General features: G+C 65.9%; 17 protein-coding genes. 3 read left to right on the plus strand and 14 right to left on the minus strand.

What is annotated here, in order from left to right; all coding sequences use genetic code 11:
• Positions 1 to 406: 406 nt before the first annotated feature.
• The 3 genes from BN423_RS05960 to BN423_RS05970 form a co-directional block, all read right to left on the minus strand.
• The gene (locus BN423_RS05960) at positions 407 to 2,608 is read right to left on the minus strand and encodes an FtsX-like permease family protein (RefSeq protein WP_019239353.1); all 2,202 of its coding nucleotides are present in this window, start codon (positions 2,606 to 2,608) and stop codon (positions 407 to 409) included.
• A complete protein-coding gene (locus BN423_RS05965; RefSeq protein ID WP_019239354.1) occupies positions 2,598 to 3,386 on the minus strand; it encodes an ABC transporter ATP-binding protein in 789 nt (262 codons plus the stop codon). The genes BN423_RS05960 and BN423_RS05965 overlap by 11 nt, the downstream gene beginning before the upstream one ends.
• A 176-nt stretch (positions 3,387 to 3,562) precedes the next feature.
• Positions 3,563 to 3,781, minus strand: a complete 219-nt coding sequence (locus tag BN423_RS05970; protein ID WP_019239355.1) for a hypothetical protein — start codon at positions 3,779 to 3,781, stop codon at positions 3,563 to 3,565.
• A gap of 128 nt (positions 3,782 to 3,909) precedes the next feature.
• On the opposite strand from BN423_RS05970, the gene vsr reads away from it, so the two are divergent.
• Entirely contained in the window at positions 3,910 to 4,878 is a 969-nt protein-coding gene (gene vsr, locus BN423_RS05975; RefSeq protein ID WP_019239356.1) for a DNA mismatch endonuclease Vsr, read from the plus strand.
• A 675-nt stretch (positions 4,879 to 5,553) separates the two neighbouring features.
• Here vsr and htpG read toward each other — a convergent pair.
• A complete protein-coding gene (htpG, locus tag BN423_RS05985) occupies positions 5,554 to 7,605 on the minus strand; it encodes a molecular chaperone HtpG (RefSeq protein WP_019239358.1) in 2,052 nt (683 codons plus the stop codon).
• A 238-nt stretch (positions 7,606 to 7,843) separates the two neighbouring features.
• Between htpG and BN423_RS05990 the strand changes: the two genes are divergently transcribed.
• Positions 7,844 to 11,413, plus strand: a complete 3,570-nt coding sequence (locus BN423_RS05990) for a leucine-rich repeat domain-containing protein (RefSeq protein ID WP_232385516.1) — start codon at positions 7,844 to 7,846, stop codon at positions 11,411 to 11,413.
• Between the two features lie 90 nt (positions 11,414 to 11,503).
• Here BN423_RS05990 and BN423_RS05995 read toward each other — a convergent pair whose 3' ends face one another.
• From BN423_RS05995 to BN423_RS06010, 4 genes are all read right to left on the minus strand, one after another.
• The gene (locus tag BN423_RS05995; RefSeq protein ID WP_019239360.1) at positions 11,504 to 12,925 is read right to left on the minus strand and encodes a sensor histidine kinase; all 1,422 of its coding nucleotides are present in this window, start codon (positions 12,923 to 12,925) and stop codon (positions 11,504 to 11,506) included.
• 21 nt (positions 12,926 to 12,946) lie between these two features.
• Positions 12,947 to 13,627, minus strand: a complete 681-nt coding sequence (locus BN423_RS06000; protein WP_019239361.1) for a response regulator transcription factor — start codon at positions 13,625 to 13,627, stop codon at positions 12,947 to 12,949.
• A 147-nt stretch (positions 13,628 to 13,774) separates the two neighbouring features.
• On the minus strand, positions 13,775 to 15,112 hold the full coding sequence (locus BN423_RS11950; protein ID WP_456297512.1) for a sensor histidine kinase: 1,338 nt from the start codon (positions 15,110 to 15,112) through the stop codon (positions 13,775 to 13,777).
• 9 nt (positions 15,113 to 15,121) lie between these two features.
• The gene (locus BN423_RS06010; RefSeq protein WP_019239362.1) at positions 15,122 to 15,817 is read right to left on the minus strand and encodes a response regulator transcription factor; all 696 of its coding nucleotides are present in this window, start codon (positions 15,815 to 15,817) and stop codon (positions 15,122 to 15,124) included.
• Positions 15,818 to 15,977: 160 nt separating this feature from the next.
• Here BN423_RS06010 and BN423_RS06015 point away from each other — a divergent pair, with 160 nt between their 5' ends.
• Positions 15,978 to 17,324 (plus strand): D-alanyl-D-alanine carboxypeptidase family protein, encoded by a 1,347-nt coding sequence (locus tag BN423_RS06015; RefSeq protein WP_019239363.1) that lies wholly within the window; start codon positions 15,978 to 15,980, stop codon positions 17,322 to 17,324.
• 78 nt (positions 17,325 to 17,402) lie between these two features.
• Here the strand turns inward: BN423_RS06015 and BN423_RS06020 are convergent, their stop codons facing one another.
• The 6 genes from BN423_RS06020 to BN423_RS06045 all read right to left on the minus strand — a co-directional run bounded on the left by BN423_RS06020 (position 17,403) and on the right by BN423_RS06045 (position 24,482).
• A complete protein-coding gene (locus BN423_RS06020; RefSeq protein ID WP_019239364.1) occupies positions 17,403 to 18,644 on the minus strand; it encodes a PHP domain-containing protein in 1,242 nt (413 codons plus the stop codon).
• A 97-nt stretch (positions 18,645 to 18,741) separates the two neighbouring features.
• Positions 18,742 to 19,725 carry a TatD family hydrolase gene (locus BN423_RS06025; protein ID WP_019239365.1) on the minus strand — a complete coding sequence of 328 codons (984 nt, stop codon included), beginning with the start codon at positions 19,723 to 19,725 and terminating at the stop codon, positions 18,742 to 18,744.
• Positions 19,722 to 20,621, minus strand: coding sequence for a 16S rRNA (adenine(1518)-N(6)/adenine(1519)-N(6))-dimethyltransferase RsmA (rsmA, locus tag BN423_RS06030; protein WP_019239366.1), 900 nt, complete (start codon positions 20,619 to 20,621; stop codon positions 19,722 to 19,724). The genes BN423_RS06025 and rsmA overlap by 4 nt, the downstream gene beginning before the upstream one ends.
• A 95-nt stretch (positions 20,622 to 20,716) precedes the next feature.
• Positions 20,717 to 22,339, minus strand: coding sequence for a methionine--tRNA ligase (gene metG / locus BN423_RS06035; protein ID WP_019239367.1), 1,623 nt, complete (start codon positions 22,337 to 22,339; stop codon positions 20,717 to 20,719).
• Positions 22,340 to 22,501: 162 nt separating this feature from the next.
• Positions 22,502 to 23,410, minus strand: a complete 909-nt coding sequence (gene rsmI / locus BN423_RS06040; protein ID WP_019239368.1) for a 16S rRNA (cytidine(1402)-2'-O)-methyltransferase — start codon at positions 23,408 to 23,410, stop codon at positions 22,502 to 22,504.
• Between the two features lie 10 nt (positions 23,411 to 23,420).
• Entirely contained in the window at positions 23,421 to 24,482 is a 1,062-nt protein-coding gene (locus BN423_RS06045) for a glycoside hydrolase family 5 protein (RefSeq protein ID WP_019239369.1), read from the minus strand.
• Between the last annotated feature and the right edge of the window lie 48 nt (positions 24,483 to 24,530).

Raw genomic sequence — 24,530 nt, forward strand, 5'->3', positions numbered from 1 at the left:
CATTGACTCAATGAGTCAATTGAACCCGTCCCCAATGACTCGCGCGCAAGTTCGAGCTCCGAATCTGAGTGGGATTTGGGAATCGCTCAGTAGCCTCGCTATGCCCATCCTCGCTACCAGCGCTTTTTCTGATCAGGACGTGCTGTCTACTCGCAGCTTCCCAAATCCCACTCAGATTCGGAGCTCGAACACCTTCGCAGCCGCCCGCGCACGCCCCGCGTCGCACGAAAAACGGGCGGATCCCGAAGAACCCGCCCGTCCCGAGCCGCGCAAAACCGCTAGTCGCGATGCCACAGGCTCCGAAACGCCAGCCACAGCGCCACGGCCGCAGCGACCCATCCCAAAAGCGGCAACCAGGTATCAAAGAGCCCCTGCACCATGCCGTCCCAGCTCGCACCCATATGCATCACAGGCTGCGGCGGATGCGCGTGGCATCGCGGATGATGCCCTTGCTCATGAGGTACGTCACGAAGAAGTAACCGCCGTAGGCCACCACGAAGATGGCCGCGGTGAAGGCCGCCGCACCGCCGATCGAGAACCCGCCGAACAGCTCGACGAGCTTGACGATCACCGAGAGCGCCACGCAGGAATGCGCCACCCCCAGCGCGAGCGGGAACACGAAGAACACCGTCTGCTGCGCGAGCACGGAATGCGCGATGTCACGCCGCTCGGTACCGAGCTCGGAGAGGATGCGGTAGTTCTCGCTCGCATCCGCCACGCCCGAGAGCTGCTGGATGGTCACGATCGCCGCGCACGCCACTACGAGCACGAAACCGATGTAGATGGCCAGGTAGCTGATGAGGCCGTTCATGGAGTTCACGCTCTCGTAGCTCTCGGTGCGCGTCGCCTCCGTGCCCCAGCTGCCGATGAGCTGCCCCTGGTCGTCCGTCACGTCGCCATAATAGCGGTACTCGTTGATGAAGGCGTCGCCCTCCTCGGTCGAGATGCCGTCGGCGTAGTTGAGCAGCAGGTAGCTGTTGTACGGCGGCAGGTCGAGGCTGTCCACCAGGTCATCCGGCAGGATGATCGTGCCCGCGTTCATGCCGAACATCGCGTTGATGAACGTACTCGCGTCCTCGTTCACCTTGTCCTGCACCGGCTTGAGCACACGCCCGCCGATCTCGAGCTCGACGCCCTCCCGCAGCACCGCGTTGTACACGTCGTTCACCGTCGCGCCCATGTCCGAGGTGATGGTGTAGCCGTCCTCGCCCAAATCGATGGGCTCCAGCCCGCGGAAGCGCAGGTAGTCATTGTAATTGCTCTCCTTCACCACCATGAGCCCCTGCGTGGAGGCTTCGGAGTTCTCGGTGCCCGCCGGCAGATCCATGTGCACCGCGTCGCACAGCTCGTTCAGCGTCACGAGGGGCATGTGCTCGCCGCGCGGCGTCGAATCGTAGGCGTCGATCTGCACGTGCCTGCCCGCGATGGAGGCAAGGTCGAACGCGTGCTCCTCCGAGGTATCAAACGCCACCGTATCGTTCGCGCTCGCCTCGATGATGTCCACCGGGTCGGTCGCCGGCGCGTACCGCTTGCCCTCGCCGTCCTCGCTCGCGGAGAAGCTGTTCATCTCATCCGCGGTGTCCTGCGAGAAATACACAAGCGTTCGCGAGTAGTCCACCGGCGTGCCGCGTTCCACGGTCTCGTTCATCACGCTCGCGAGCGACATGCCCGCCGTGACCGAGGTGATCGCCAGAAAGAGGATCATCGCGATCATGGCCATCGAGAAGCTCACGGTGTTCACTTTGGCCGCGAGCTGACGCATGGTGACCATGTTGAGGCCGCGCCAATACAGGCCGCGCGCCGCCTGGAGCACCTTGAGCAAAAAGCCCGAGAGGCCGAAGAAGAAGAGTATTGTGCCCGCTACGACCGTGATGGTGGTGATGAGGAAGCCCGTCATGGCCTCGGGCTCGCCGTCGTAGGGCAGGCCGTCGTGGAGCAGCCGCGCGTACGCCACACCGATGGCCGCCGCGCCCACGAGACACACCACGGCCGAGACCCAGGGGTTGCGCATGCGCACGACCTCGTTCTTGCGAGCCGCGCTCATGAGGTCGATGATCTTCGCCCGCGCCACCACGCGCAGGTTGAAGATGAGCGTCACGATGAAGATCGCCACGAGGCAGCCCACCGTGATCATGAAGGCGCCGAGCGAGAAGAAGAAGTGGAAATCGGCGATCTGCGTCTTGAAGATGCCCGCGGTGAAGAACACCATGAGCCACGAGAGGCCAAGTCCGCACAGGATGCCCAGCACGAGGGCAGCAGCGGACACGAAGAGCGTCTCCATGGCCATGATGAGCGCCACCTGGCCGCGGCTCATGCCGAGCACCTGGTACAGGCCGAATTCCTTCTTGCGGCGCTTCATGATGAAGTTATTCGCGTACACCATGAGGAAGCCCATCACGAAGCCCAAAAAGATCGTGAGCCCGCTGATGATGCCGCCGAGGGTCTCGCCCATGCCTGCGTTCTGCTCGGTGACGCCCGCGACGTCCACCTGGACGGAGATGGTGTTGAACGCATAGAACACCGTGACGGCAAGCGTGAGCGTGAGCAGGTAGATGAGGTAGTCCTTGCCTGCGCGGCGCACGTTGCCCAGCGCGATCTTACAGAGCATCGGAACCCTCCCCGCCCATCATGGCCACGACGCCCATGATGCGATCGAAGAACTCCTGGCGGCTCGTGTCGCCGCGGCGGAGCTCGGTGAAGATGCGGCCGTCGCGGATGAAGAGCACGCGCTTGGTGTAGCTCGCGGCGAAGCTGTCGTGCGTGACCATGAGGACGGTCGCCTGGTAGCTGCGGTTCATGGTCTCGAAGCTCTCGAGCAGCAGGCGCGCGTTCTTGGAGTCGAGCGCGCCGGTGGGCTCGTCGGCCATGATGATGGCGGGGTCGGTCACGAGGGCGCGCGCCGCCGCCACGCGCTGCTGCTGGCCGCCAGAGAGCTGGTAGGGGTACTTGTCGAGCGTCTCCTGGATGCCGAGGCGCAGCGCGACCTCGCCCACGCGGGCAAGCGTCTCCTTCGCGGGCGTGCGGCTGATGGTGAGCGGCAGGGCGATGTTCTCGCGCGCGGTGAGGGTGTCGAGCAGGTTCGAGTCCTGGAAGATGAAGCCCAGCTGCTCGCGGCGGAACTTCGTGAGCTTCTGCGACTTCAGGCGCGTGACGTCCTCGCCGTTGATGAGCACGCTGCCGCCCGTGACCTTGTCGATGGTCGAGACGCAGTTGAGCAGCGTCGACTTGCCGGAGCCCGAGGCGCCCATGATGCCCACGAAATCGCCCTGGGTGACGGAGAACGAGACGTCGCGCAGGGCGTGCGTGACGTTGTTGCGGCTTCCGTAGACCTTCTCGATGTGGCGCACCTCGAGCACGGGATGCTGCGCCTGCGTGGAATACTCCATGATCTTCCTTCCTTGCGTCATAAAGGGACGGGTTCAAAACGTTACTTTTTGCTACATTTGGGGACAGGCTTTGGTCCTGCCGCGCGGGGCGCCGCCCGATGCGTCATAAAGGGACGGGTTCAAAACGTTACCTTTTACATCACGTTGGACCCGTCCCTTTTTGCACGCGGGGCGGGTCAGCGCGATACGTTCCACAGCATAACAATCATGCCGAGGGACAGCACCGCCATCACGACGATCCAGATGAGCATCTCGACGAGCGACATGCCCGCGCGCACCACCGGGTTCTTCGGCGCGGGTTGCGTCGGCCGGTCGTACGGGCTCGCATAGGCAAGCCCCGTGGTGCGCGCCGCGGTCGGGCGGAGTTCACGCTGCTGCTTGTTCGTGGTCTTCATCCGAACCACCTCCTAAGCATATCCTCGCAGGAGGGGGTCGGCGGTGCCATCGATTTGCCTTACGCTTGGATTGCGTTTTTGTAAGGTTTGCTACCATAGGGCACGCAGGCGAACGCGAGAGGAGCCCCATGAAAACGATCCGCGTGGCAGCGGGGATCATCTGCGATGACGGGCGCGGCGAAGACCGCGCGGGCGGCGCGGAAGGCGCGGGCACGACGGTCAACGCAAACACGGCGGCCAACGCAGGCACGGCGGCGGGCGCACCCGCGGCCGCGTCCGAGCCCGCTGCCGATCGCGTGCTCGCCGTGCAGCGCGGCTACGGCGACATGAAGGGGCTCTGGGAGTTCCCAGGCGGCAAGCTGGAGCGCGGCGAGACCGCCGCGGACGCCTGCCGGCGCGAGCTCGCCGAGGAGCTCAAAGTGCGCATCACCGACCTGCAGGATATCTACACCGTGGAGTACGACTACCCCGATTTCCACCTCTCCATGGAGTGCTTCCTCTGCCGCATCGAGGAGGGCGAGCCCCAGAAGAGCGACCGCCAGCTCCAGATCCGCTGGGTCGAGCGGCGCTCGCTCGCCACGCTCACGTGGATGCCCGCCGACGTCGAGCTCGTCCACGCCCTCGCCGACGCCGAGAGCCGCGAGGACCTGCGCGCGCTCGCGAAGCGCCGCCATGACAGCCGCCATTCCATGCAGGGCAACAAGCGGCAGAACACCAAGCCCGAGCTGCTCGTGCGCCAACGCCTGCGCGCAGCAGGGCTCACCGGCTACCGCCTGCAGTGGAAGAAGGCACCCGGTCGCCCGGACATCGCCTTCCCGGGGCGCAAGGTCGCCATCTTCGTGAACGGCTGCTTCTGGCACCGCTGCCCGCACTGCAACCCGTCCATGCCGCGCCGCAACACCGAGTTCTGGGAGGCGAAGTTCCGCCGCAACGTGGAGCGCGACCAACGCGCCATCGCGGAGCTCGAGGCCATGGGGTGGACGCCCATCACCATCTGGGAGTGCGAACTCAAGCGCGACCGCATCGACGAGACCATGGCGCGCGTCATCGAGCAGGTGCGCGCGGCGGAGCAACCGCGGCGGACGGGCAAGGTATAGGCACGGGGCGCAGACGCGATGGATAACCGGATGCGGCCACGGCAACGCCCCAGCAGCCTTCCCCAGCCCTCGCACCCATGGACGACCTCTGCCGAATCACTTAAGAACTACGGTAGACACGCGCCCCGCATCCATCGTTTCCGCAGGTAAATGGCCATACCATGCTACGCACAGAACAGCATAAGCGTTTGTTATGTTATGCTGCGCACCCCGCCGGAGATAATGACAGCAACGCATTCGAGAGCAGCACTCGGGTGCGCGTTTAGGCGGTGAGCGGGGAGGCGCATCGTGCATTCCTCAGAAAACGCAGCAAGCACGGGCGTGCAGCAGCAAACCTCTCCCCGTGCTACCCGGATCTCCTTCCCCCCGACACAGAGATTCAGCCTCCCCGGCTCCACCGCCGTTGATTCTGCGCGCTTGCGCAAGCAGCGCTTACACCTTATGCATTCGTGGGACGTCGCCCGCGATGCGCTCGCCGTGGATCCGATCGACTTCATCGCGTTGCAGTAGCCCGCGGCACCGCGTCCGGCGCGCCCGGCGCCCAGCATCATCATCCAAACAAAAAGGCTCCCTCGTCGGGAGCCTTTTCATATGAGCACTGCGGCCAGCGCGATGCGGCCGGTACGGGCGCGGCACACCGGCGCGGCACCGCGCCCGCCCCGAGACCCGCGCGCCCTACATGAGCGCGCACACGTTCGTCGCGAACGCCACGGGGTCCTCGGGCAGGATGCCCTCCACGAGCAGCGCCTGGTCGTAGAGCAGCCCCGCGTAGCGGCCGAGCTTCTCGGTCTCGCCCGCCTCCTGCGCGGCCACGAGCTTCTGGAACACCGGGTGCTGCGCGTTGAGCTCCAGCACGCGCTGCGTCTTGGGCAGCCCCGCGACCTCCGCTTCCGGCCCGCGCTTCAGCACCTTCTCCATCTCGAGCGAGAGCGGCCCCTCGGTCGTGGTGCACGCGGGCGCCTCGTCCTCGCCCACCAGGCGCGACGACACGGTGACCTTCTCCACGCGGTCGCCGAGGGCCTCCTTCATCGCGGCGAACAGGTCGCCGTGCTCCTTCGTGGCCTCCTCAGCCTGCTTCTTCTCGTCCTCGGTCGCCAGGTCGAGGTCGCCCGTCGCGACGTTCTTGAGCTCCAGATGCCGATCCTCGAGCTCCGGCTCGGCGCCATCGGCCACGGCCTTCGCCGCCGCCTCGCGCGCCGCCTCGTCCTCGTAGACCTTCGGCATGTCGCGCGCCACGTACTCGCGCATGGCCTGGAACGTGAACTCGTCCACGTCCTGCGTGCACAGCAGCACGTCGTAGCCGCGTGCGAGCACGCCCGTCACCACGGGCATCTTGGCCAGGCGCTCGCGGTCGTCGCCGGCGGCGTAGTAGATGGCCTTCTGGCCCTCGGGCATGGCCGCGGCGTACTCGGCGAGCGTGACCAGCTTCTGCTCCTTGGCGCTCCAGAAGAGCAGCAGGTCGCCGAGCTCCGCCGCCTTGGCGCCGTAGCTGTTGTAGATGCCGAACTTGAGCCCGCGACCGAAGTTCTCGAAGAACGTCTCGTACGCCGCGCGGTCGTCGTCGCGCATGGCCTCGAGCTCGGAGGTGATCTTCTTCTCGATGCGGCGCGCGATGGCGTGGAGCTGGCGGTCGTGCTGCAGCGTCTCGCGGCTGATGTTGAGCGAGACGTCCTCGGAATCCACGACGCCGCGCACGAAGTTGTAGTAATCCGGCAGCAGGTCGGCGCACTTCTCCATGATCATGACGTTGGAGCTGTAGAGCGCGAGGCCCTTCTCGTAATCCTTGCTGTAGAGGTCGAACGGCGCGCGACCGGGGATGAAGAGCAGCGCGTCGTACTCGAGGGTGCCCTCGGCGTGGAAGCTGATGGTGCGCGCCGGGTCCTCGAAATCGTGGAACGTGATCTTATAGAACTCGTTGTAGTCCTCCTGGCTCACGTCCTCCGCGCGCTTCTTCCAGATGGGCGTCATGGAGTTGATGGTCTCGAGCTCCTGGTACTCCTCGTACTCGGGCTTGTAGTCGTCGCCCGCGTCCTCGGGCTTGGGCTTCTCGCGCGTCTTGGTGACCATCATCTGGATGGGGTAGCGCACGTAGTTGCTGTAGCGCTTGATGAGGTCCTTGAGCGTCCACTCGGAGAGGAAGCGATCGTAGTTCTCGCCGGGCTCCGCGGGCTCGCCGGGCTGCGTGGGCTTCGCGGGCTCGTTGTCGCGCAGGGTGAGGATGACGTCGGTGCCGTGCTCCGCGCGCTCGCCGGGCTCGATGGTGTAGCCCTCGAGGCCGTCGGACTCCCACACGTGCGCCTCGTCCTGGCCGTAGGCGCGGCTCACCACGCGCACGCGCTTGGCCACCATGAAGGCGGAGTAGAAGCCGACGCCGAACTGGCCGATGATGTCCACCGCGTCGCCCTGGTGCTCGGCGTTCTCCGCCTTGAACTCCTGGCTACCGCTGTGGGCGATGGTGCCGAGGTTCTTCTCGAGCTCCTCGGCCGTCATGCCGATGCCGTTATCGGAGACGGTGATGGTTCGCGCATCGCGATCGAAGGAGACGCGGATGGCCAGATCGCCCTGGTCCACGTGCACCGAACCGTCGGTGAGGCTCTTGAAGTTGAGCTTGTCCACCGCGTCGGAGGCGTTGGAGATGAGCTCGCGCAGGAAGATCTCCTTGTTGGTGTAGATCGAGTTGATCATGAGGTCGAGGAGCTTTTTGCTCTCGGTTTTGAACTTGCGCATGTGCTGCCGTTCCTTTCAAGCTTGCGTAGATACCGAGCATCATGGTACCCGCTCAGCACGCGCATAAAACCTAAGTGTCTAAGACTTAGATTATCTTCACGAGCGAATGCAATGTAAAATAACCCCTGGGGTAAATTTACATTCGGTTATTTGGCCTTGACCCCCCCCCTCGCGCGCTCACTACACTGGTAGCGACTGCACCACAATGCGCATACCTAGCTGGGAACTTGGGGGGACTATGAGAAGGACGAGAAAACTGCTCGCAGCAATCATGCTCTGCGTGGTCGCACTGCTAGCACCCGCCATCGCATTCGCTGCGGCGGAAGGCTCGCTGGCAGCGACCCTTTCGAGCGATCGCGATAGCTACGCAGCAGGAGACACCGCAACGTTCACGCTCGAGCTCATCAACGACGGCACCGCGCCGATCACCGACGTCGCGTATCGCTTCGAGCTCCCCGAAGGCGTGACGCTCGCAGAGGGTTCTCAGCTCAATGGCTCTATCAGCGCCATCGACGCCGGCAACAGCGCCGAAGCTGCCATCCAGGTCGTGCTGCCGGATCGCGAGCAGGGTGGGGAGCCCGGCGATACCGAGGATGACGGCGAGCAAACGCCTCCCTCCAGCGAGGACGGGCAGACAGGTAATGAGAGCCAGCCCGCAACGGATACGGGTGCTGCGGACACCGGCCTCCCGGGTACGGGCAACACCCTCGCCATCGTGGCGCTCGCGCTCGCCGCAGGCGGCTGCGTCGCGCTCTTCGCGGGCAAGCGCTTGCATAACTCGAACGCCTCACTCGTCATCATCGGTACCGTCGCACTCGCGGCTACGCTCGCTTGCGGCGCGATGACAAGCACGGCATACGCCGCCGAAGCCACTCAAACGCTCACCTGCAGCAAAACCGTCACGGTCGATGGCCAAGACCTCACCGTCCAGGCCACCATCACCTACATGGTTGCCGACGAGCCGGAAGAGCCCGATCCAGGCGACACGACACCCATCACGCGCGGCGAATGGCTCGCGAAACTCCTCAACGCGACGAATACCGGCGATTTCGAAGCCGATCCCGCCGCCGATGCTGCATGCCCCTTCACCGACATCGCGGACAGTCCGTATGCAGAGCAGATCAAGACCGCGTATGCGCTGGGTTCGCTACCCGATGACATCGCTAACGCGGACACGTTCTCCCCCGACGAGCCCGCTACGCGCGACTTCATGTTCTCGACCGCCATGCTGCACGCCGGCTTCTATGACACCGGTGCCGGCCTGGACGCCAGCGACGCGGATGCCGCAACCCATCCGAGCCTCCTGCAGATCGCGGTGGAGCAGGGCATCGCCGAGCTCGACGAGAACGGTGCGCTGCGCCCGCAGGATGCTGCCACGGTATCCGAGGCGGATACGGTCGCAGGGCGCATCGCCGCACTCGACTTCGACACGGATGCGCCCGCCGGCGGCGACCCCGTCGTGAACTACGCGCTGCAGGATGACGTCATCCTGCTCGACTCCTGCGAGCAAATTGATGACGACAGCTTCGTGCTCGATGTCCCCTATGACGAGGTGGCGGGTGTTGAAACCCAGCAGGACGACAGCACCACCACGTACCGCGCCGCCCGCGCGCCCTTTAAGTTTCCCAGCGTGGGCAGCAAGGTCGCTTACCTGGGCGATGGCGAGGGCGATGAGGGCTTCGCGGGCACGGTACTCTCGCTGCACGCCTACGAGGACGGCAACCGAACGCTCTTCGATTACGCACAGGCCACAGACCCCAGTGAGATCTACCAGAGCATCGAGGTCACCGCCACCGATCAGGGCGACCGCCTGGCCAACGTCGAGCCCGTCGATGGCGCCACCATTCTTCCCGCTGATGGCGCGAGTGCCCAGCAAAGCGGGCGCGCCATCGACATCAGCGGCGAAGACGGCTTTACCATCTCCTTCGATGACCTCAAGATCAAGGATGCCGGCTCCGTCTCGGGCTCGGTGAACATCATCCCCTCCATAGACGTTGATTTCGATTGGGAGTTCCCCGCCACCATCAAGCGCGCTCGCGCCGTGGTGAATCTCGACACCACGGTGAACGTCACAGCAGACTTTGATGGCGTGGACGAAACGGTCGATCTGCTCAAGCACCCCATCACCGTGCCTATCGCCTCGGGCGCCAACATCGCCTTCGACCTCAAGCTCCACATCAAAGCCGACGGCTCCGCTGAGGTGAACGTCGAGTTCGACCAGAAAATCGGCGCACGCTACCGCAACGACGCCTTCCAAAAGATCTCGAAGACCACGGTCGACGAGGAAAACACGCATTGCGCCGTGCGCGCCGAGTTCGCGCTGGGGGCTGTTCCCATCGTGCAGCTGCGCTTCACCAAGATCGGTCTCTTCGACATCTCCGCCGAGCTGGGCGGAGCCGGCGACGGCGAGGCCATCACCCGCACAACAGGCATCACCTGCATCGACGCGAACGCCTATGTGTACGGCAGCCTGTCTGTGGGCACAAACACCAGCTGGATGAAGTGGGCACACCTCACCTACACCAAAGACGTTTGGAAACAGGGCTCCACGCCCTTCGAGGGATCTTGGCATTTCGAAAGCACTGGTAAGGATGGCGCGCTCGAACTTGTGGACGAATGCACGCAGAAGGACGTCCCGGGAAGCAGCGCAACGCCCGCCGAGGACTTCGAGTACACCATCGAGAACGACGGCGTGCACATCGAGCGCTACATCGGCGACGATACCGAGGTCATCATTCCCGCGAACATCGAGGGCAAGCCGGTCGTGTACGCATGCCTGGGCGTCGAGAGCAGCCTGTCCGGCATGTACCCCACGGCGAACAATGTTGAGCGCGTCTCCCTAGAGGAAGGCTCGCAGCTCGTTGAGTTCCGCATCTGGAACGAGAGCCAGGGCAGCGGCGTGGGCAATTGGGAATACAAACTTGACAGCCTCGACACCGGCAATGCCGAAAAGCTTGAGGTCATCTTCCTGGGCGACGATCGTCCCGTAGAACTTCTGCTAGGTAATTCACCCGACCTGCGCGAAGTCAGCGCGCTGCCGACGAACAACCTCGACCTGCGACAATATCGGTACTTAGAGACCGTGGAGGTCAGCAGCACATACACAAGCTGGGACAACCTCATAAGTGAGCTCAAGCTAGGTGACCATCCAAACCTCACCAAACTATATGTCTCCGGAACGGATATCAGCGAACTCGACCTTTCCGGGTGCCCGAATCTGACGGTATTGGATATCGGTAGGACGCCCATCGAAACGCTTGATCTTTCAGGTTGTTCAAAACTCCAGGAACTCTGGGGCGATCAGTGCTCGCTCACTGCTCTGGACGTCTCCCACTGCCCCAAGCTCACACTCCTCAGCTTTGACAGCCCAGCTCTCACGACGCTCATGCTCGACAATCCCATGCTCGAAGATTTGCTCATCAGTGACACTAACTTAAGTGAGCTCGATCTCTCAAGCTGCCCGAATCTCACTACGTTGACCTGTGTCAACAGCCCCATCGATGAGCTCGACCTCTCCGCTGTACCAAAGCTTGAAAGCCTTGACTGCCATGGCTGCGACCTCACCGAACTCGATGTGAGCGCGCTCAACAACCTGACGTCACTTGGCTGCTCAGACAACCAGCTCACGGAGCTCGACCTCTCCGGTTGCCCGCTCCTGGAAACGTTGGACTGCGAGAATAACCAGCTCACGGAGCTCGACATCAGCGTCTGCCCGAACCTGAGATTCCTGCATTGCAAGAACAACCCCATTGAGGACACCTCGGCACTCGAGGAGTGGTTCCAGAACGGCGGCCAAGGCGAGATGTAACCCTACGGCAGCATACGCGAGAACGAGCAGCGGCCTCTGCCCCATCCGGAGCACAGGCCGCTTCCATGTAAAATAACCCCTGGGGTAAATTTACATGGCGGGGAGCTGTTGGACGGGGAAGGTCACGGTGATGCAGGTGCCCATGCCCAGCTCGCTCGCTAGGTCGATGCTGGCGCCGTGGAACACCGCGGCGTGCTTCACGATGGCGAGCCCCAGGCCCGTGCCGCCGCGCGCCTTCGACCGGCTCTTGTCCACGCGGTAGAAGCGCTCGAACACCTTCTGCTGCTCCTCGGGCGCGATGCCGATGCCCGTGTCGATGACCTGGATATACGGCCGCCCCGCCTCGTCCATGCCGCAGCCGAGCGTCACCGTGCCGCCGGGCAGGTTGTAGCGGATCGCGTTGCTCGCCAGGTTGTACGCGAGCTCGTCGAGCAGCCGCGCCACGCCCATCACCATGGCGGGCTTCGTGTCCATGATGAAGCTCACCTCGTTGCGCTCCGCGAGCTGCTCGAGGCGCTGGCGGATCGACTCGAGCATGCGCGGGATGTCGACCGGCTCGGTGGTGCCGAGCACCGCGGCCGACGTCTCGGAATCGGAACGCTCGGCCTCGTCGAGGTTGGAGAGGGTGAGGATGTCGTTCACGAGCGCGGTGAGGCGCCCCGCCTCCCGGTGGATGCGGTGACCGAAGTCGCGCAGGTCTGCTTCGTCGGCGACCATGCCACCGGCGATGAGCTCGGCATAGCCCGAGATGGTGGTGAGCGGGGTCTTGAGCTCGTGCGTGATGTTCGCGGTGAACTCGCGGCGCATGCGGTCGTTGTCGGCGAGCACGCGCATCTGCTGCTTGAGCGCCTGGCGCTGGCTCTCGATGCGGTCGAGCATGGGCGCCATCTCGGAGTACATCTTGTCGTCGTTGCGCTTGGGGTGGTCGAGGTCCACCTCGAGCAGCGGCGCGATGATCGCGTGGGCGGAGCGGCGCGCAGAGAAGAACGAGATCACGAGGAGCACCACAGCGAGGATCACGAGCGGCACCGCGAACGACATGAGGATCGCGAGCACGCCGTCCTGCTCCTGCGCGAGGCGGATGACCGTGCCGTTCTCGAGCCGAACGGCCTGGTAGAACATGATCTCCCCGAGCGTGGAGCTCGAGCGCTCCGAGTACCCGGAGCCCGATTCGAGCGCCTGCGCGACCTCGGGGCGGCTGCTGTGGTTCTCCATCTCCGCGGCCGGCTCCTCGTTGTCGAAGATTACCGTGCCGTCGGGCGCGACGAGCGTCACGCGCACGCGGTCCGCCTCGAGGCGCTCGAGTAGGCTCACGTCATCCTCGGTCTCGTTGAGCATGGACGCGACGATGTGCGCCTCGTCGTACAGCTCGCGCCGCGAGATGTCGCTCACCTGGTTCTGCAGGTAGACGGCGCCCACCATGGTGAGCACGATCACCACGAGCAGCACGGTCACGAAGATCGTGCCGAACACGCGGCGGAAGAGCGATTTCTTGCTTCCGAGCGGACTCACACGCGCGCTCCCCTCGCCTCGTTAGGCCGCATGGTCGGCGAAGCGATAGCCCACGCCGCGCACCGTCTCGATGCAGCCCGACCGGTCGCCGAGCTTCTGACGGAGCGTCTGCACGTGCACGTCGACCGTGCGCGAGCCGCCGTCGAAGTCCCAACCCCACACGCTCTGCAGCAGCGCCTCGCGGCTGAACACCACGCCGGGCTTGCGCATGAGGTACTCCAGGAGGTCGAACTCGCGGAGCGTGAGCTTGACGGGATTGCCGTCGACCGTGACCTCGCGGTGACTCGGCGAGAGCACGATGCCGGAATTGGAGAGCACGTCGGAGGTCTTCTTCGTCATGCCGCCGCGGCGCAGGAGCGCGCGGCACCGGCTCGTGAGCTCCATGAGGCTGAAGGGCTTGGTGAGGTAGTCGTCCGCGCCGCCGTCGAGCGCGACCACCTTGTCGAGCTCGGTATCCTTCGCGGTGAGCATCATGATGGGCACGGTCGCGGTCTCCTGGTCCGCGCGGAGGCGGCGGAGGATCTCGAGGCCGTCGGTGTCGGGCAGCATGATGTCGAGGAGCACCGCGTCGGGCACGCGGCGCGCCACGGCGGCCTTGAACTCGCTATCGTTCGAGAACCCCTCGGCCTCGATGCCCTGCTGGTGCAGGGCGTAGAGCGTGAGCCCGCGGATGTTGTCGTCATCCTCCACGTAATAGATCATCGGAAACGTCACCCCAAGAACAGCTGTGACCGTGAGTTTTCTTCATAGTACACGTTATGTATCGCGCTTCATGAGGCAGAAAGCACATTGTAAAGATAGCGTAAGCCGCCTTGAGTCATTGGGGACGGGTTCGTTTGACTCAGTGAGTCAAACGAACCCGTCCCCAATGTCTCGGTGAGTCAATTGAACCCGTCCCCAATGACTCCAATGACTCACAGGGTGATGGTGAAGACCGTCTTCTCCGGGGTGGAGGTGCACTCGATCGTGCCGCCGTGCGCGGTGACGATCTCCTTCGCGATGGCGAGCCCCAAGCCCGCACCGCCGCGGTTCGTGGCGCGTGCAGCGTCGAGCCGGTAGAACTTCTCGAAGATGACCTTGAGCTTGGGCTCCGGGATGGGGTCGCCGTGGTTCTCGAAGCGGATGACGACCCCCCGTGCCGTCCCGACGCTCCGCCACGATGCGAATCGTCGTGCCCTCGTAGCTGTACGCGATGGCGTTGCGCATCACGTTGTTGAACACGCGCGCCATCTTGTCGCCGTCGATGAGCGCCTTGAGCCCCGGCTCGCACTCGATCTCCACGCGCTTGCCCTGCTCGGTAAGGATGGGATAGAACTCGTCCGCCACCTGCCCGAGCATGAGGCTCAGATCCACGTAGCCGCGCGTGAGCACCATGCCGTGGAAATCGAAGCGCGTGATGTCGAAGAACTCCTCAATGAGCGCGTCGAGCCGGTGCGCCTTCTCGAGCGCCACCGACGTGAAGCGCGACCGCTGCTCCACGGGCAGGTCGGGCGCCTCGTCGAGAAGCGACAGGTAGCCCACGATGCTCGCGAGCGGCGTCTTGAGGTCGTGCGCGAGGTAGGTCACGAGGTCGTCCTTGCGGCGCGCCTCGTTGCGCAGCGCCTGCTCGCCCGCGCGCCGCCGCTGGCGCACGAGGTTGATCGCGCTCTCCGCCTCCAGGTAATCGCCGTCGAGCTGACCCCAATCGTCCGGATGGTCGATGAGCCGGTCCGTGATGTGGCGCGCGATGGCTTCGTCCGCCTGCTGGTGTCCCCGTTCGAGCCCGTAATAATACAGCGCGCGACCCACGAAGAACGCGAGGCACACGGCGAGCGCGAGCAAAAAGCCGCAGAGCGAGAAGAGGTACCCCGCGCTGAAGAGGATGGGGAACTGGCTGTTCCCCATGATGAGGCCGCCCAAAAACAGCACGACGATCCACGCCGCCCCGCCGAGCACGATGCAACGGCGCGCCTCGATATAGCGATCCACCACGAGGTAGCTCGCGAACAAGATCACCAAGATGGCAATCGGCTCGTCAGCTCCCAAGAGCATGACGAGCAAGACGAGCATCGTGATCGTGGCGAGTAGCTTGCTTGAGGTGAGCTTGAGGAGCTGCGAGATGAAGACGTTGCCCCCGAACGCCTCGGGGGCAAGTGAATCGGGATCCTGCGGCGCGCTCTCGGCAGGCTGGTTCGGCCGTGCGTCCATGCGCATCCCCTACCCTTCGATCGTGTACCCCACGCCCCAGATGTTCTTGATGAAGCGCGGGTTCTGTGCGTCATCACCGCTTTTCTCACGCAGGTGCCGGATATGCACCATGATCGTGTTATTCGATCCCTGCATGAACTCCTCGTTCCACACCGCGCGGAACAGGTCCTCCACGGGCACGATGCGGCCGCGGTTCTCGGCAAGGTACAGCAGGATCGAGTACTCGATGGGCGTGCAGCGCACCGGCTTGCCGTCGACTGTGACGCTGTGCGCGTCGGGGTTGATCTCGAGGCCGTTGATGGAGATGATGCGCGACGTCTGCTCGTCGCGGCTCCCGTAGCTCGTGTACCTGCGCAGCTGCGCCTTCACGCGTGCGACGAGCACGAGCGGGCGGAACGGCTTCACCACGTAATCGTCCGCGCCGAGCGAGAGGCCCTCGATCTTATCGGCCGGCGCGCTGCGCGCGGTGAGCATGATGACGGGGTAGGTGTGGTCCGCGCGGATGGTGCGCAGCAGCTCGAACCCATCGATGTCAGGCAGCATGACGTCGAGGATCGCGAGGTCGAACTCCCGGGTGAGGATGAGGTTCGCGGCATCCGCCCCGGTGTAGGCGAGCGTCACGTCATACCCCTCGTTCCTGAGGTAGATTCCCACGAGGTCTGTGATGGTCTTCTCGTCGTCGACGACAAGGATGCGCAGCTTCACCAGCGTTTCTCCCTTCCCCCATTTGAAGTATTATGCCCGTGCACGCACCGGTGAAGCGTTCCCTCGCGCTCGTTAAGCAAGCCATAAGTTCCTCTATGGTAGAATGCGGCGGATGAAGAACCCCTGTTGCCAAAACGCACATCGCAATCGGAGCATAATCGTGAATCGAGCCCAAGCCCTGCCGCTCGCGCGGCGCATCGCATGCACCCTGTGCGCGCTGCTCATATGCGCCGGCGCCTGCCTCGCCCTTCCCGTCGCCGCGCACGCCGAGACCCTCGAGACCGACGTCATCCTGGGGGAAACCGCCGAGGAGCGCGGCCTTGCCGCGAGCGACCTTCCCGACATCACCGCCCCGCACGCCATCGTGGTCGGCGCTGACGGCACCGTCTACTTCGAGCGCGCGGCGGACGACCAGGTAAAGATCGCCTCGCTCACGAAGCTCATGACCGCCATCGTCGCGATCGAGAACGCCGAGCCCACCGACACGATCACGGTCGACCACGCGGCCGCCACCGTGGGAGAATCGAGCGCGAACCTGCGCGAGGGCGACACGATGTCGCTCGAGGCGGCGCTCAAGGCGCTGCTCGTCCCCTCGGGCAACGACGCCGCCATGGCCATCGCCTCGAGTGTGGGCGCGCTCATGGATCCCGCGAGCGACGACCCCTACGGCGTGTTCGTCGATGCCATGAACGCAAAGGCCGCCGAGCTGGGACTCGGCGCCGTGTTCGCCAACCCCCACGGCCTCGACTTCGGCGCGTGGGAGGCGGACATGCACGCCTCGGCGCGCGACGTGGCTACGATGCTCGCCTACGCCATGCAGAGCGAGACGTTCCGCGCGGCGGACGGCTCGGGCGAGAACTCCATCACGGTGACCGGCGCGGACGGCGCCGAGCGCACCGTGACGTTCGAGGTGTGGAACAAGATCCTCGGGCAGGACGGCAACATCGGCGGCAAGACGGGGACGACGTACATCTCAGGCAAGTGCTTCGCGGGAACGTTCGTGCGCGACGGCGAGGAGATCTACGTCGTGGTGCTCGGCTGCGCGGAGGACGCCGACCGCTTCGCCGACACGCTCACCCTCGCGAACTGGTACTACGACCACATGAAGACCGTCGAGGTGGTGCAAAGCGACTACACCACCATGGACGGCGCGGTGCTCGTGGCACGCGCGACGGATGCGGCCTGGACCGACAAGACCGCCGACGTGGTCGCCGCCGACCCGGACGCCACCGTGCGCGTGTTCGACCTGGCCGGCGAGCTCTCGCTCGATGTCGACCTCGAGGAGTTCTCCGGCGCGGTGCGCGCAGGCGATGCCGCGGGGACGCTCACGCTCTCCCAAGGGGACGAAGCCCTGGCCACCGTCGATTTGGTCGCGGCCGAGGACATCGCCGAGCCGAGCCCGCTCGAATGGCTGCTCGTGCAGTTCGACCGCTTCACGCGCTGGGTCACCGGCAAGCCGGGCAGCGCGCCCGCCGAGGTGCTCGCCGAGGTGCCGAGCCTGTCCTAGGGAAGCGGCACGCTGGCGCGCGAACCAGCCAGCCCGCAAAATCCAGCCCGCCTGGATGTGCCCCGGCCGCCCCGAGCGCTAGCTAAGCGAAGCCTCCGTGGCGAACAAGCCCTCCACCGGCGCTCCCGCTTCCTCGGGGCACACGAAGCACGTGCCCACGCCCGGTGCCGCGCCGTATTTTCCGTGGTAGTCGCTGCCGCCCGTCACGAAGAGGCCGTAGCGCCCGGCGAGCTCGAAGGCGAGCTCCCGGTCGCGCTCCGTGTGGTCGGGGTGGTACGCCTCGATGCCCAGAAGGCCCGCGCCCACAAGATCCGAGACGAGCGCCCAGGAATCGGTCTGCCCCGGGTGCGCGAGCACGGGCACGCCGCCCTGCTCGCGGATGGCGCGCACCGCGTCGATGGCGGACGGATAGGGGATGTCGCGGTTCGCCGGGCTCGCCCCCTTGAACCAGCAGGCATAGCAGAACTGGTAGTCCGGGTCGGTGTAGGGACGGTGCGTGAGCGTCTCCATGACGTGCTGCTTGTAGACGCCGGTGCTCTCCCCCGCCGTGGCCACGACCTCATCGAGCGAGAGGTGCTTGCCCGAGAACTCGATGCCCTGGCGCTGGAGCACCCACGCCTGCCAGAGCGTGTTCGCCGTGCGCGCCGTGAGCGTGGGCGCGACGAGCCGCTCCACCGGGTCCGAGCCATCCTTGGTCGCGCTCAGGCCGAAGGCCAGGATGTGCACCTTGCGCCCCGTCGCCATGTCGCGCGCGGACACCTCGACGCCCGCGAGCACGGGGAAGCTCAGCTCTCGCGCCCGTTCGCGCACGTACGAGAGGCGCGCGAGCGAATCGTGGTCGGTTATGGCGATGCGCGTGACGCCGACGGCGCGCGCCTCGGCGATGAGCTCGTCGACCGTGCGCGAGCCGTCCGAGAAGACGGAGTGCATGTGCAGGTCCCACGAGCCGACCACCGAGCGGCCGCTCACGGGATGCGGCGCCTCGTAGCGCGGCGACAAGCGCTTGACCGCCTGCTGCGCGGTGCGCACGGCGCTGCGCGCGGCGGTATCCGTCGCCTCGACCGTAGTCTGCCGCACCAGGTCGCGGAGCGCCCGGTCGGTCGCCTTGCGGATGGCGCGCCCGGCCTTCGCCTGCTCGGCGGCCTCCTTCTTCAAGGCGCGCTTCTCGGCCTTCCGCGCGGCCTTGGCCTTCGCCTTGCCGGCCTTATCCGCCTTGGCTGCCTTGCTCGGCTTGGCTGCCTTGTCCGCCTTCGCGGCCTTCGCCGCCCGATCCGCCTTGCCGCTCAACGCCGCGCGCTTCTTCTCATCCGATTTCGCCATGCTGCCCCCTCGCCGACGGCTTTCTGCTTCGTGAGGTGCTTATACCCGCTCCGGGCGACATCGCGCCCCGAGGCGGCCGGCAAGCGCCCGGCGCACCTCACCCGGAGAACAGGGCGGTGGCGTTCTCCCAGGCAGCGCGCATGATAGCAGCGGGCTCCTCGCCCGTGCGCTCGCTGCGGTCCTGCGCGAGGGCGGTAGCGGTGAAGACGATGAGCGCCGGCTCGCACTCGATGCCGCGCAGGGGCTCGGGCGCCATGTAGGGGCAGTCGGTCTCGAAGAGGATGCGGTCGAGCGGGCACGCCGCGAAGGCCTCGCGGATGTCGGTGTTGCGCTTGAACGTCGCGGCTCCGCCAAACGCGATGCGGCAACCGAGCTCCACGAAGCGCTCCATGGTGGCGCGATCCTCGGTGAAGCAATGGAGCACGCAGCCCGCCGCGGGGATGCCCACCTCGCTCAGGACGCGGTACGCATCCGCGTGCGCCGCGCGCGCCTCGTCGGCGCCGTCGTTGCGCACGTGCAGCTCGACGGGCACGTTGCGCGCGCAGGCGAGCGCGAGCTGCTGCTCGAAGCAGGCGATCTGCACGTCGTGCGGGGCAGCCTCGATGTTGTCGTCCGCGTCGAAATGGTAGTCGAGGCCGATCTCGCCCACGCCCGCGCAACGGGGGTCGGCGAGCGCCTGCTCGACCGCGGTGAGCGTCTCGTCCGAGAAGGCGGGGGCGCCATAAGGGTGGACGCCCGCAAGATACGAGACGTCGGGCAGCTCGCGCGCCGGCATGCCGGCATCGGCCGTCTGCACCGTGGCGCGCGCCTGCCATTCTGTAAGCCTATGGCGGAACTCCTCGAGCGACATCTCGTCCGCGATAGGATCGAAGAGCGTCACGAGGCGGCGGACGCCCGCGCGACCGGCGCGCACGAGCACCTCGGCCGGGTCTTTCGACCAAAAGCACGTGAGGTGGGCGTGCGTGTCGAAGAGCGGCGCGGGCACGTCGGGCACCGCGTATGCCTTGTCACCGCGCTTCGTGTGCTTGACGAACGCGAGCGGTTCCTGCGCCCCCAGCGGCTCCTGCTGCTCCGGGCTCATCGGGCACCCTCCCCCGCCTCGGCAAGCGCGGCCGCAAGGCGCACGAAGTCCTCGACCGAGAGCGTCTCGGCGCGCGCGGTGGGCGCGATGCCCGTCTCATCGAAAGCGGCATCGAGCGCCTGCTTGGCGAAGCCGTTCGCGCTCATGGAATTGCGGATGGTCTTGCGGCGCTGGGCGAACGCGGCGTCCACGACGCGCGCCACCTCCGCGGGATCGATGCCGTCCCCGGCGACGCTCGCGGCCACGCAGGGCGTCTCGCCCGGCGCATAGCGGTCGAGCCGCACCACGGCGGAGTCCACGTGCGGGGCGGGCATGAAGCAGCGCGGCGGCACCTCGAAGCGGCCCGTCACCCGTGCTTGCAGGGCGAGCTTCACGGTGCAGGCGCCGTAATCCTTCGAGCCCGGGTGTGCGGCGATGCGGTCGGCGACCTCCTTCTGCACCATCACGACGGCGCACTCGAGGGCGGGCATGCGCTCGAAGAAGTCGAGAATGATGGTCGCTGCCACGTTGTAGGGCAGGTTCGCGATGAGGTGCGTGGGCGCACCTCCCGCCGCCTCCTCGATGCGCTCGACCGGCACGCGCAGGGCGTCGCCCATGATATAGGTGAAGTTCGCGTGGTCCGCGGCGTGCGCGAAAAGCACGGGTTCGAGCGCGGAGTCCATCTCGATGGACACGACGCCCGCCGCCTCCTGCACGAGCGCGAGCGTGAGCGTGCCGATGCCCGGCCCCACCTCGAGCACGCGCTCCGCGCCCGTGAGCTCAGCGAGCTCGCAGATGCGCTCGATCACGTGGTTGTCGATGAGGAAGTTCTGGCCGAAGCGGTGCTTGGTGGCCAGGCCGAACTCGTCGAGCAGCTCGCGCGTGGCGGTGAGGTTGGCAAGCGGGGACGTGGTCACGGTCTTCTCCCGATGGTAGGGACGGCCCCGCCGCGCTGCGATGGAGCCGTCAGATCACAACATATGAACGCTTCAGGAAACCTTGCAGCGAGCGCCTAGTCCACCAGGCGCGGGAAGAGCGGCTCGCCCTTCTCGACCGGCGCGCCGCCCGCGAGGCCGCCCCAAGCGCAGGCGGCGGCAAGGTCGGCCGTCGGCGCGGGATCAAGCGAGAGGCGACGGCGCACCTCGGCGGAGATGCGCGGCATGAACGGGTCGTAGAGCTCGCTCGCGATGCGGATGACCTCGAGCAGGTTCCAGATCACGCTCGCGAGCTCGTCCACCTTCTCGGGATCCTTCGCGAGCGCCCACGGCGCCATGTCCTCGATGTAGTGATTCGCGGCGGAGACGATTTTGAGCACCTCGGCCGTCGCGCCGCTGTAATCCATGGTCTCTATGCACGCGGCGTAGCGCTCGAAGATGCCGTCGCAGGCGTCGCGCAGCGGGCTCGGCTCATCGAAGCTCGCGGGGCGCGCGGGCGCGCACCCATCGAAGTACTTCATGCTCATGTTGAGCGTGCGGGAGACGAGGTTACCCCAGCTATTGGCCAGGTCGGCGTTGTAGACCTGGCGCATGCGGCCCCAGCTGATGGGCGAGTCCGCGCCATGCGTCACGTCGCTCATGAAGTAGTAGCGGTACGCCTCCACGCCCAGAAGGTCGATGACCTCCTCCGGCGCGATGGCGTTGCCGCGGCTCTTGCTCATCTTCTCGACCTTGCCGGTCTCCTCGTTGCGCACGGTGAGGAAGCCGTGGACGAAGACCTTCTCCGGCAGGGGCAGGCCCGCGGCCATGAGAAGCGCCGGCCAGATGACGCAGTGGAAGCGGATGATGTCCTTGCCCACGACGTGGCACTGCGCCGGCCAGCGGTACGCGAGGGTCTCGGCCGCCTCCTCGCCCTCCGCGCCGTACCCGACGGCGGAGAGGTAGTTGATGAGCGCGTCGACCCACACGTAGGCGACGTGCTTCTCGTCGAACGGGAACGGCACGCCCCAGTCGAACGTGGAGCGGCTAATGGAGAGGTCCTTGAGGCCGCCCTTCACGAAGGAGATCACCTCGTTGCGACGCGTCTCGGGCTGGATGAAGTCCGGGTGCGCCTCGTAGAAATCGAGGAGCGGCTGCTCGAAGGCGGAGAGCTTGAAGAACCAGCTCTCCTCCTGGATGCGCTCGAGCGGGCGGTCGCAATCCGGGCAGAGCGGGTGCTCCGGGTCGGCCGGAGCCTCGCCGGCGGCGACGCGCTCCTCCTCGTGGTGGCGCACCTGCGTCTCGGTGAAGTACGTCTCGTCCGGGCGGCAGTACCAGCCGTCGTAGGCATCCTTGTAGATGTAGCCACGGTCGAGGAGCGCCTTCAGGAACTTCTGGACAGCCGCGATGTGGCGCGGCTGCGTGGTGCGGATGAAGTCGTCGTTGGAGATCTCGAGCGTCTCCCACAGGTCGCGGAAGGCGGGCTCCATGGAGTCGCACCACGCCTGCGGGGTATCGAAGCCGTTCTTCTCGGCCGCCTCGGCCACCTTCTCGCCGTGCTCGTCCATACCGGTGAGGAACTTGACGTCATACCCGCAGGCACGGCGGAAGCGCGCCTGGACGTCGGCGAGGATCGTGCAGTACGCCGTGCCCAGGTGCGGCTTGGCGTTCACGTAGTAGATGGGGGTGGTGATGTAATACGAGGGCTTCGTGTGCTCCATGCTGGGAATCTCCTTGCGTGGTCGTGGCATCTAGGGTGATAGTTTACCGCATGGCGAGTGGGTTCGTCGCGCGCGGGGCGCAGCGCGTCGCAACCCAAAATGATAAAAAGCAGACAGGCTGGTTTTTATCATTTAGCAAGCCGGGTTTTTATCATGCTCACCTCAAGAGCCCTGCACCTCGAGGACGAGGGCGTAGACCTCGCGGCGACGGCGGGAATAGCGCTGGGAGAGGCGCTTCGCGATGGCGGAGGCGGGCTCGCCAGCAGCAAGGGCATCCGCGATGTCGCGGCGCAGGGCGGCATCGGCATCCGCAGCCTCACCTGGTGTCCCCACGGCTGCCGCAGCGGGCGCGCCGGCCGCAAGCGCCACGAGCTCGTCCGCGGCGGGCGGCGCCACCACGAGCACGATCTCGCCCTTCACCTGGTCGCGCGCAGCGACATCGGCGAAGAGCTCGGGTGCGGGCAGGCGGAGCACCTCCTCGTGGAGCTTCGTGAGCTCACGGCAGAGCGCGGCCTCGCGCGTCGGGAACACGGCGGCGACGGTCTCGAGCGTCGCGGCGATGCGATACGGGGATTCGTAGAAGATGAGCGCCCCGGGCACCGCAGCGAGCTGCCGCAGCCGCCGCTCGCGCTCGCCCGCCCGGCGCGGCAGGAAGCCCTCGAAGAAGAAGTGGTCGCAGGGGATACCCGATGCCACGAGCGCGGTCGCGCAGGCAACGGGGCCGGGCACGACCTCGACGGCGACCCCCACCGCGCGCGCAGCCTCCACGAGCACCTGCCCGGGGTCGGAGATGCCCGGCATGCCGGCATCCGACGCGTACGCGAGCACCTCACCCGCCTGCATGCGCTCGACAAGTCCCTCCGCACGCGCGGCGATCACGTTCTCATCGCAGCGCACGAGCGGCTTCTCGACGCTGATGTGCGCGAGCAGCTTTCCGGTGACGCGCGTGTCCTCGCAGCACACGGCATCGGCGCGACGAAACGCCTCCGCCGCGCGCGGACTCAGATCTCCCAGGTTCCCGATGGGCGTGCCCACCACGATGAGCCCGCCCTGCTCCACAGCGCTCGCCACGGCTTCCCCGTTAGTCGAGCATGCCGCGCTCGAGCGTGCCGAGCGCGACGCGCGCGTCCCATGCCGCAATGCGCTTCTCGGTCTTCCACGTTTGGAAGAACCAGCCGCGCGCCTTCGCGAACGAGGCCATCTGGCTCGCGATGAACACGCGCTCGAACGCGGCGCGCCCCTCCGGCGTGATAGACGTGTTGGTGAAGACCGCGGCACCCGACCATTCGCCCACGATCGCCGGGAAGCCGGAGGCATGCGCCTCGTCGATGAGCCGGCGGTTGCGCGCGATGGCATGGGAGAGGCCGCTCGGCGTGGTGATGTCGAGCGCCATATCGTCGCGATAGTGGTAGAGATGGATGTCCATGCAGACATTGCGGTACTTGCCGCCGCTCATGAAGCGCTTCCACGCCTTGGGGTGGCCGGAGGCGGAAAACACGACCATCTTGGTCTCGGGCATGTGCAGGCGCACGATCTCGTAGGCGTCGCGGTAGAAATTGCGCAGGTAGTGGCTCGGGATGCCGTTCGAGGTGCGGAAGAGCCCGGTGCGCACGCTCATGATGGGCGTATCGAGCAGCTCGATGCCGATGAGCTCGGCGCGCATGCCGTAGCGGGTCGCCAGCTGGTCGAGGACGGAAAGCGCGATGTGCCGGCCGTTCGTCGAGGAGTGCCAGTCGGCGGTGGACTCCGGCGTGCTGCGCGAGTTGTTCGAATCGCCCTGGCCGCCGGGGACCGTCGCGAGATCGAGCAGGACGCGCATATCGTATTTCCGCGCCCACTCGAACGCACGGTCGATGTAGTCGACGGCGGGGATGTACACCTCGGACTCGCCTTGGGAACCGAAGGTGTACCACGGCACCGGCAGGCGGACGGCGTTGAGCCCGATAGCCGCCATGCGCCGGAAATCGTTCTCGGTGATGAACGTCTCGTAGTGCTGGCGGATGCGCTCGTTGTACGCGACGGAACCCATGGCGGTCTGGAGCTCCACCTCGTTCGTCGCGCCGGTTGCAGCGAACAACGAGGGCGTTACCCATGGCTCGGGGATGAACCAGCCCGCCAGGTTGACTCCGCGGATCCTTTCCATCATGTCCTCTTTTCCGCCCTGGAGACGCGCTCCCGCATGGCTTCGTCG

It is taken from the genome of Enorma timonensis, from assembly GCF_000321165.1.
Taxonomy (GTDB): Bacteria; Actinomycetota; Coriobacteriia; order Coriobacteriales; family Coriobacteriaceae; genus Enorma.

What these genes read in the sequence shown, in the direction of transcription:
- BN423_RS05965 (WP_019239354.1), bottom strand. Translation starts at nt 3,386, where the DNA reads ATGGAGTATTCCACGCAGGCGCAGCATCCCGTGCTCGAGGTGCGCCAC.
- BN423_RS05960 (WP_019239353.1), bottom strand. Translation starts at nt 2,608, where the DNA reads ATGCTCTGTAAGATCGCGCTGGGCAACGTGCGCCGCGCAGGCAAGGAC.
- htpG (WP_019239358.1), bottom strand. Translation starts at nt 7,605, where the DNA reads ATGCGCAAGTTCAAAACCGAGAGCAAAAAGCTCCTCGACCTCATGATC.
- metG (WP_019239367.1), bottom strand. Translation starts at nt 22,339, where the DNA reads ATGGAGCACACGAAGCCCTCGTATTACATCACCACCCCCATCTACTAC.
- BN423_RS06045 (WP_019239369.1), bottom strand. Translation starts at nt 24,482, where the DNA reads ATGGAAAGGATCCGCGGAGTCAACCTGGCGGGCTGGTTCATCCCCGAG.
- BN423_RS06020 (WP_019239364.1), bottom strand. Translation starts at nt 18,644, where the DNA reads ATGGCGAAATCGGATGAGAAGAAGCGCGCGGCGTTGAGCGGCAAGGCG.
- vsr (WP_019239356.1), top strand. Translation starts at nt 3,910, where the DNA reads ATGAAAACGATCCGCGTGGCAGCGGGGATCATCTGCGATGACGGGCGC.
- BN423_RS05990 (WP_232385516.1), top strand. Translation starts at nt 7,844, where the DNA reads ATGAGAAGGACGAGAAAACTGCTCGCAGCAATCATGCTCTGCGTGGTC.
- BN423_RS06000 (WP_019239361.1), bottom strand. Translation starts at nt 13,627, where the DNA reads ATGATCTATTACGTGGAGGATGACGACAACATCCGCGGGCTCACGCTC.
- BN423_RS11950 (WP_456297512.1), bottom strand. Translation starts at nt 15,112, where the DNA reads ATGGACGCACGGCCGAACCAGCCTGCCGAGAGCGCGCCGCAGGATCCC.
- BN423_RS05970 (WP_019239355.1), bottom strand. Translation starts at nt 3,781, where the DNA reads ATGAAGACCACGAACAAGCAGCAGCGTGAACTCCGCCCGACCGCGGCG.
- BN423_RS06025 (WP_019239365.1), bottom strand. Translation starts at nt 19,725, where the DNA reads ATGAGCCCGGAGCAGCAGGAGCCGCTGGGGGCGCAGGAACCGCTCGCG.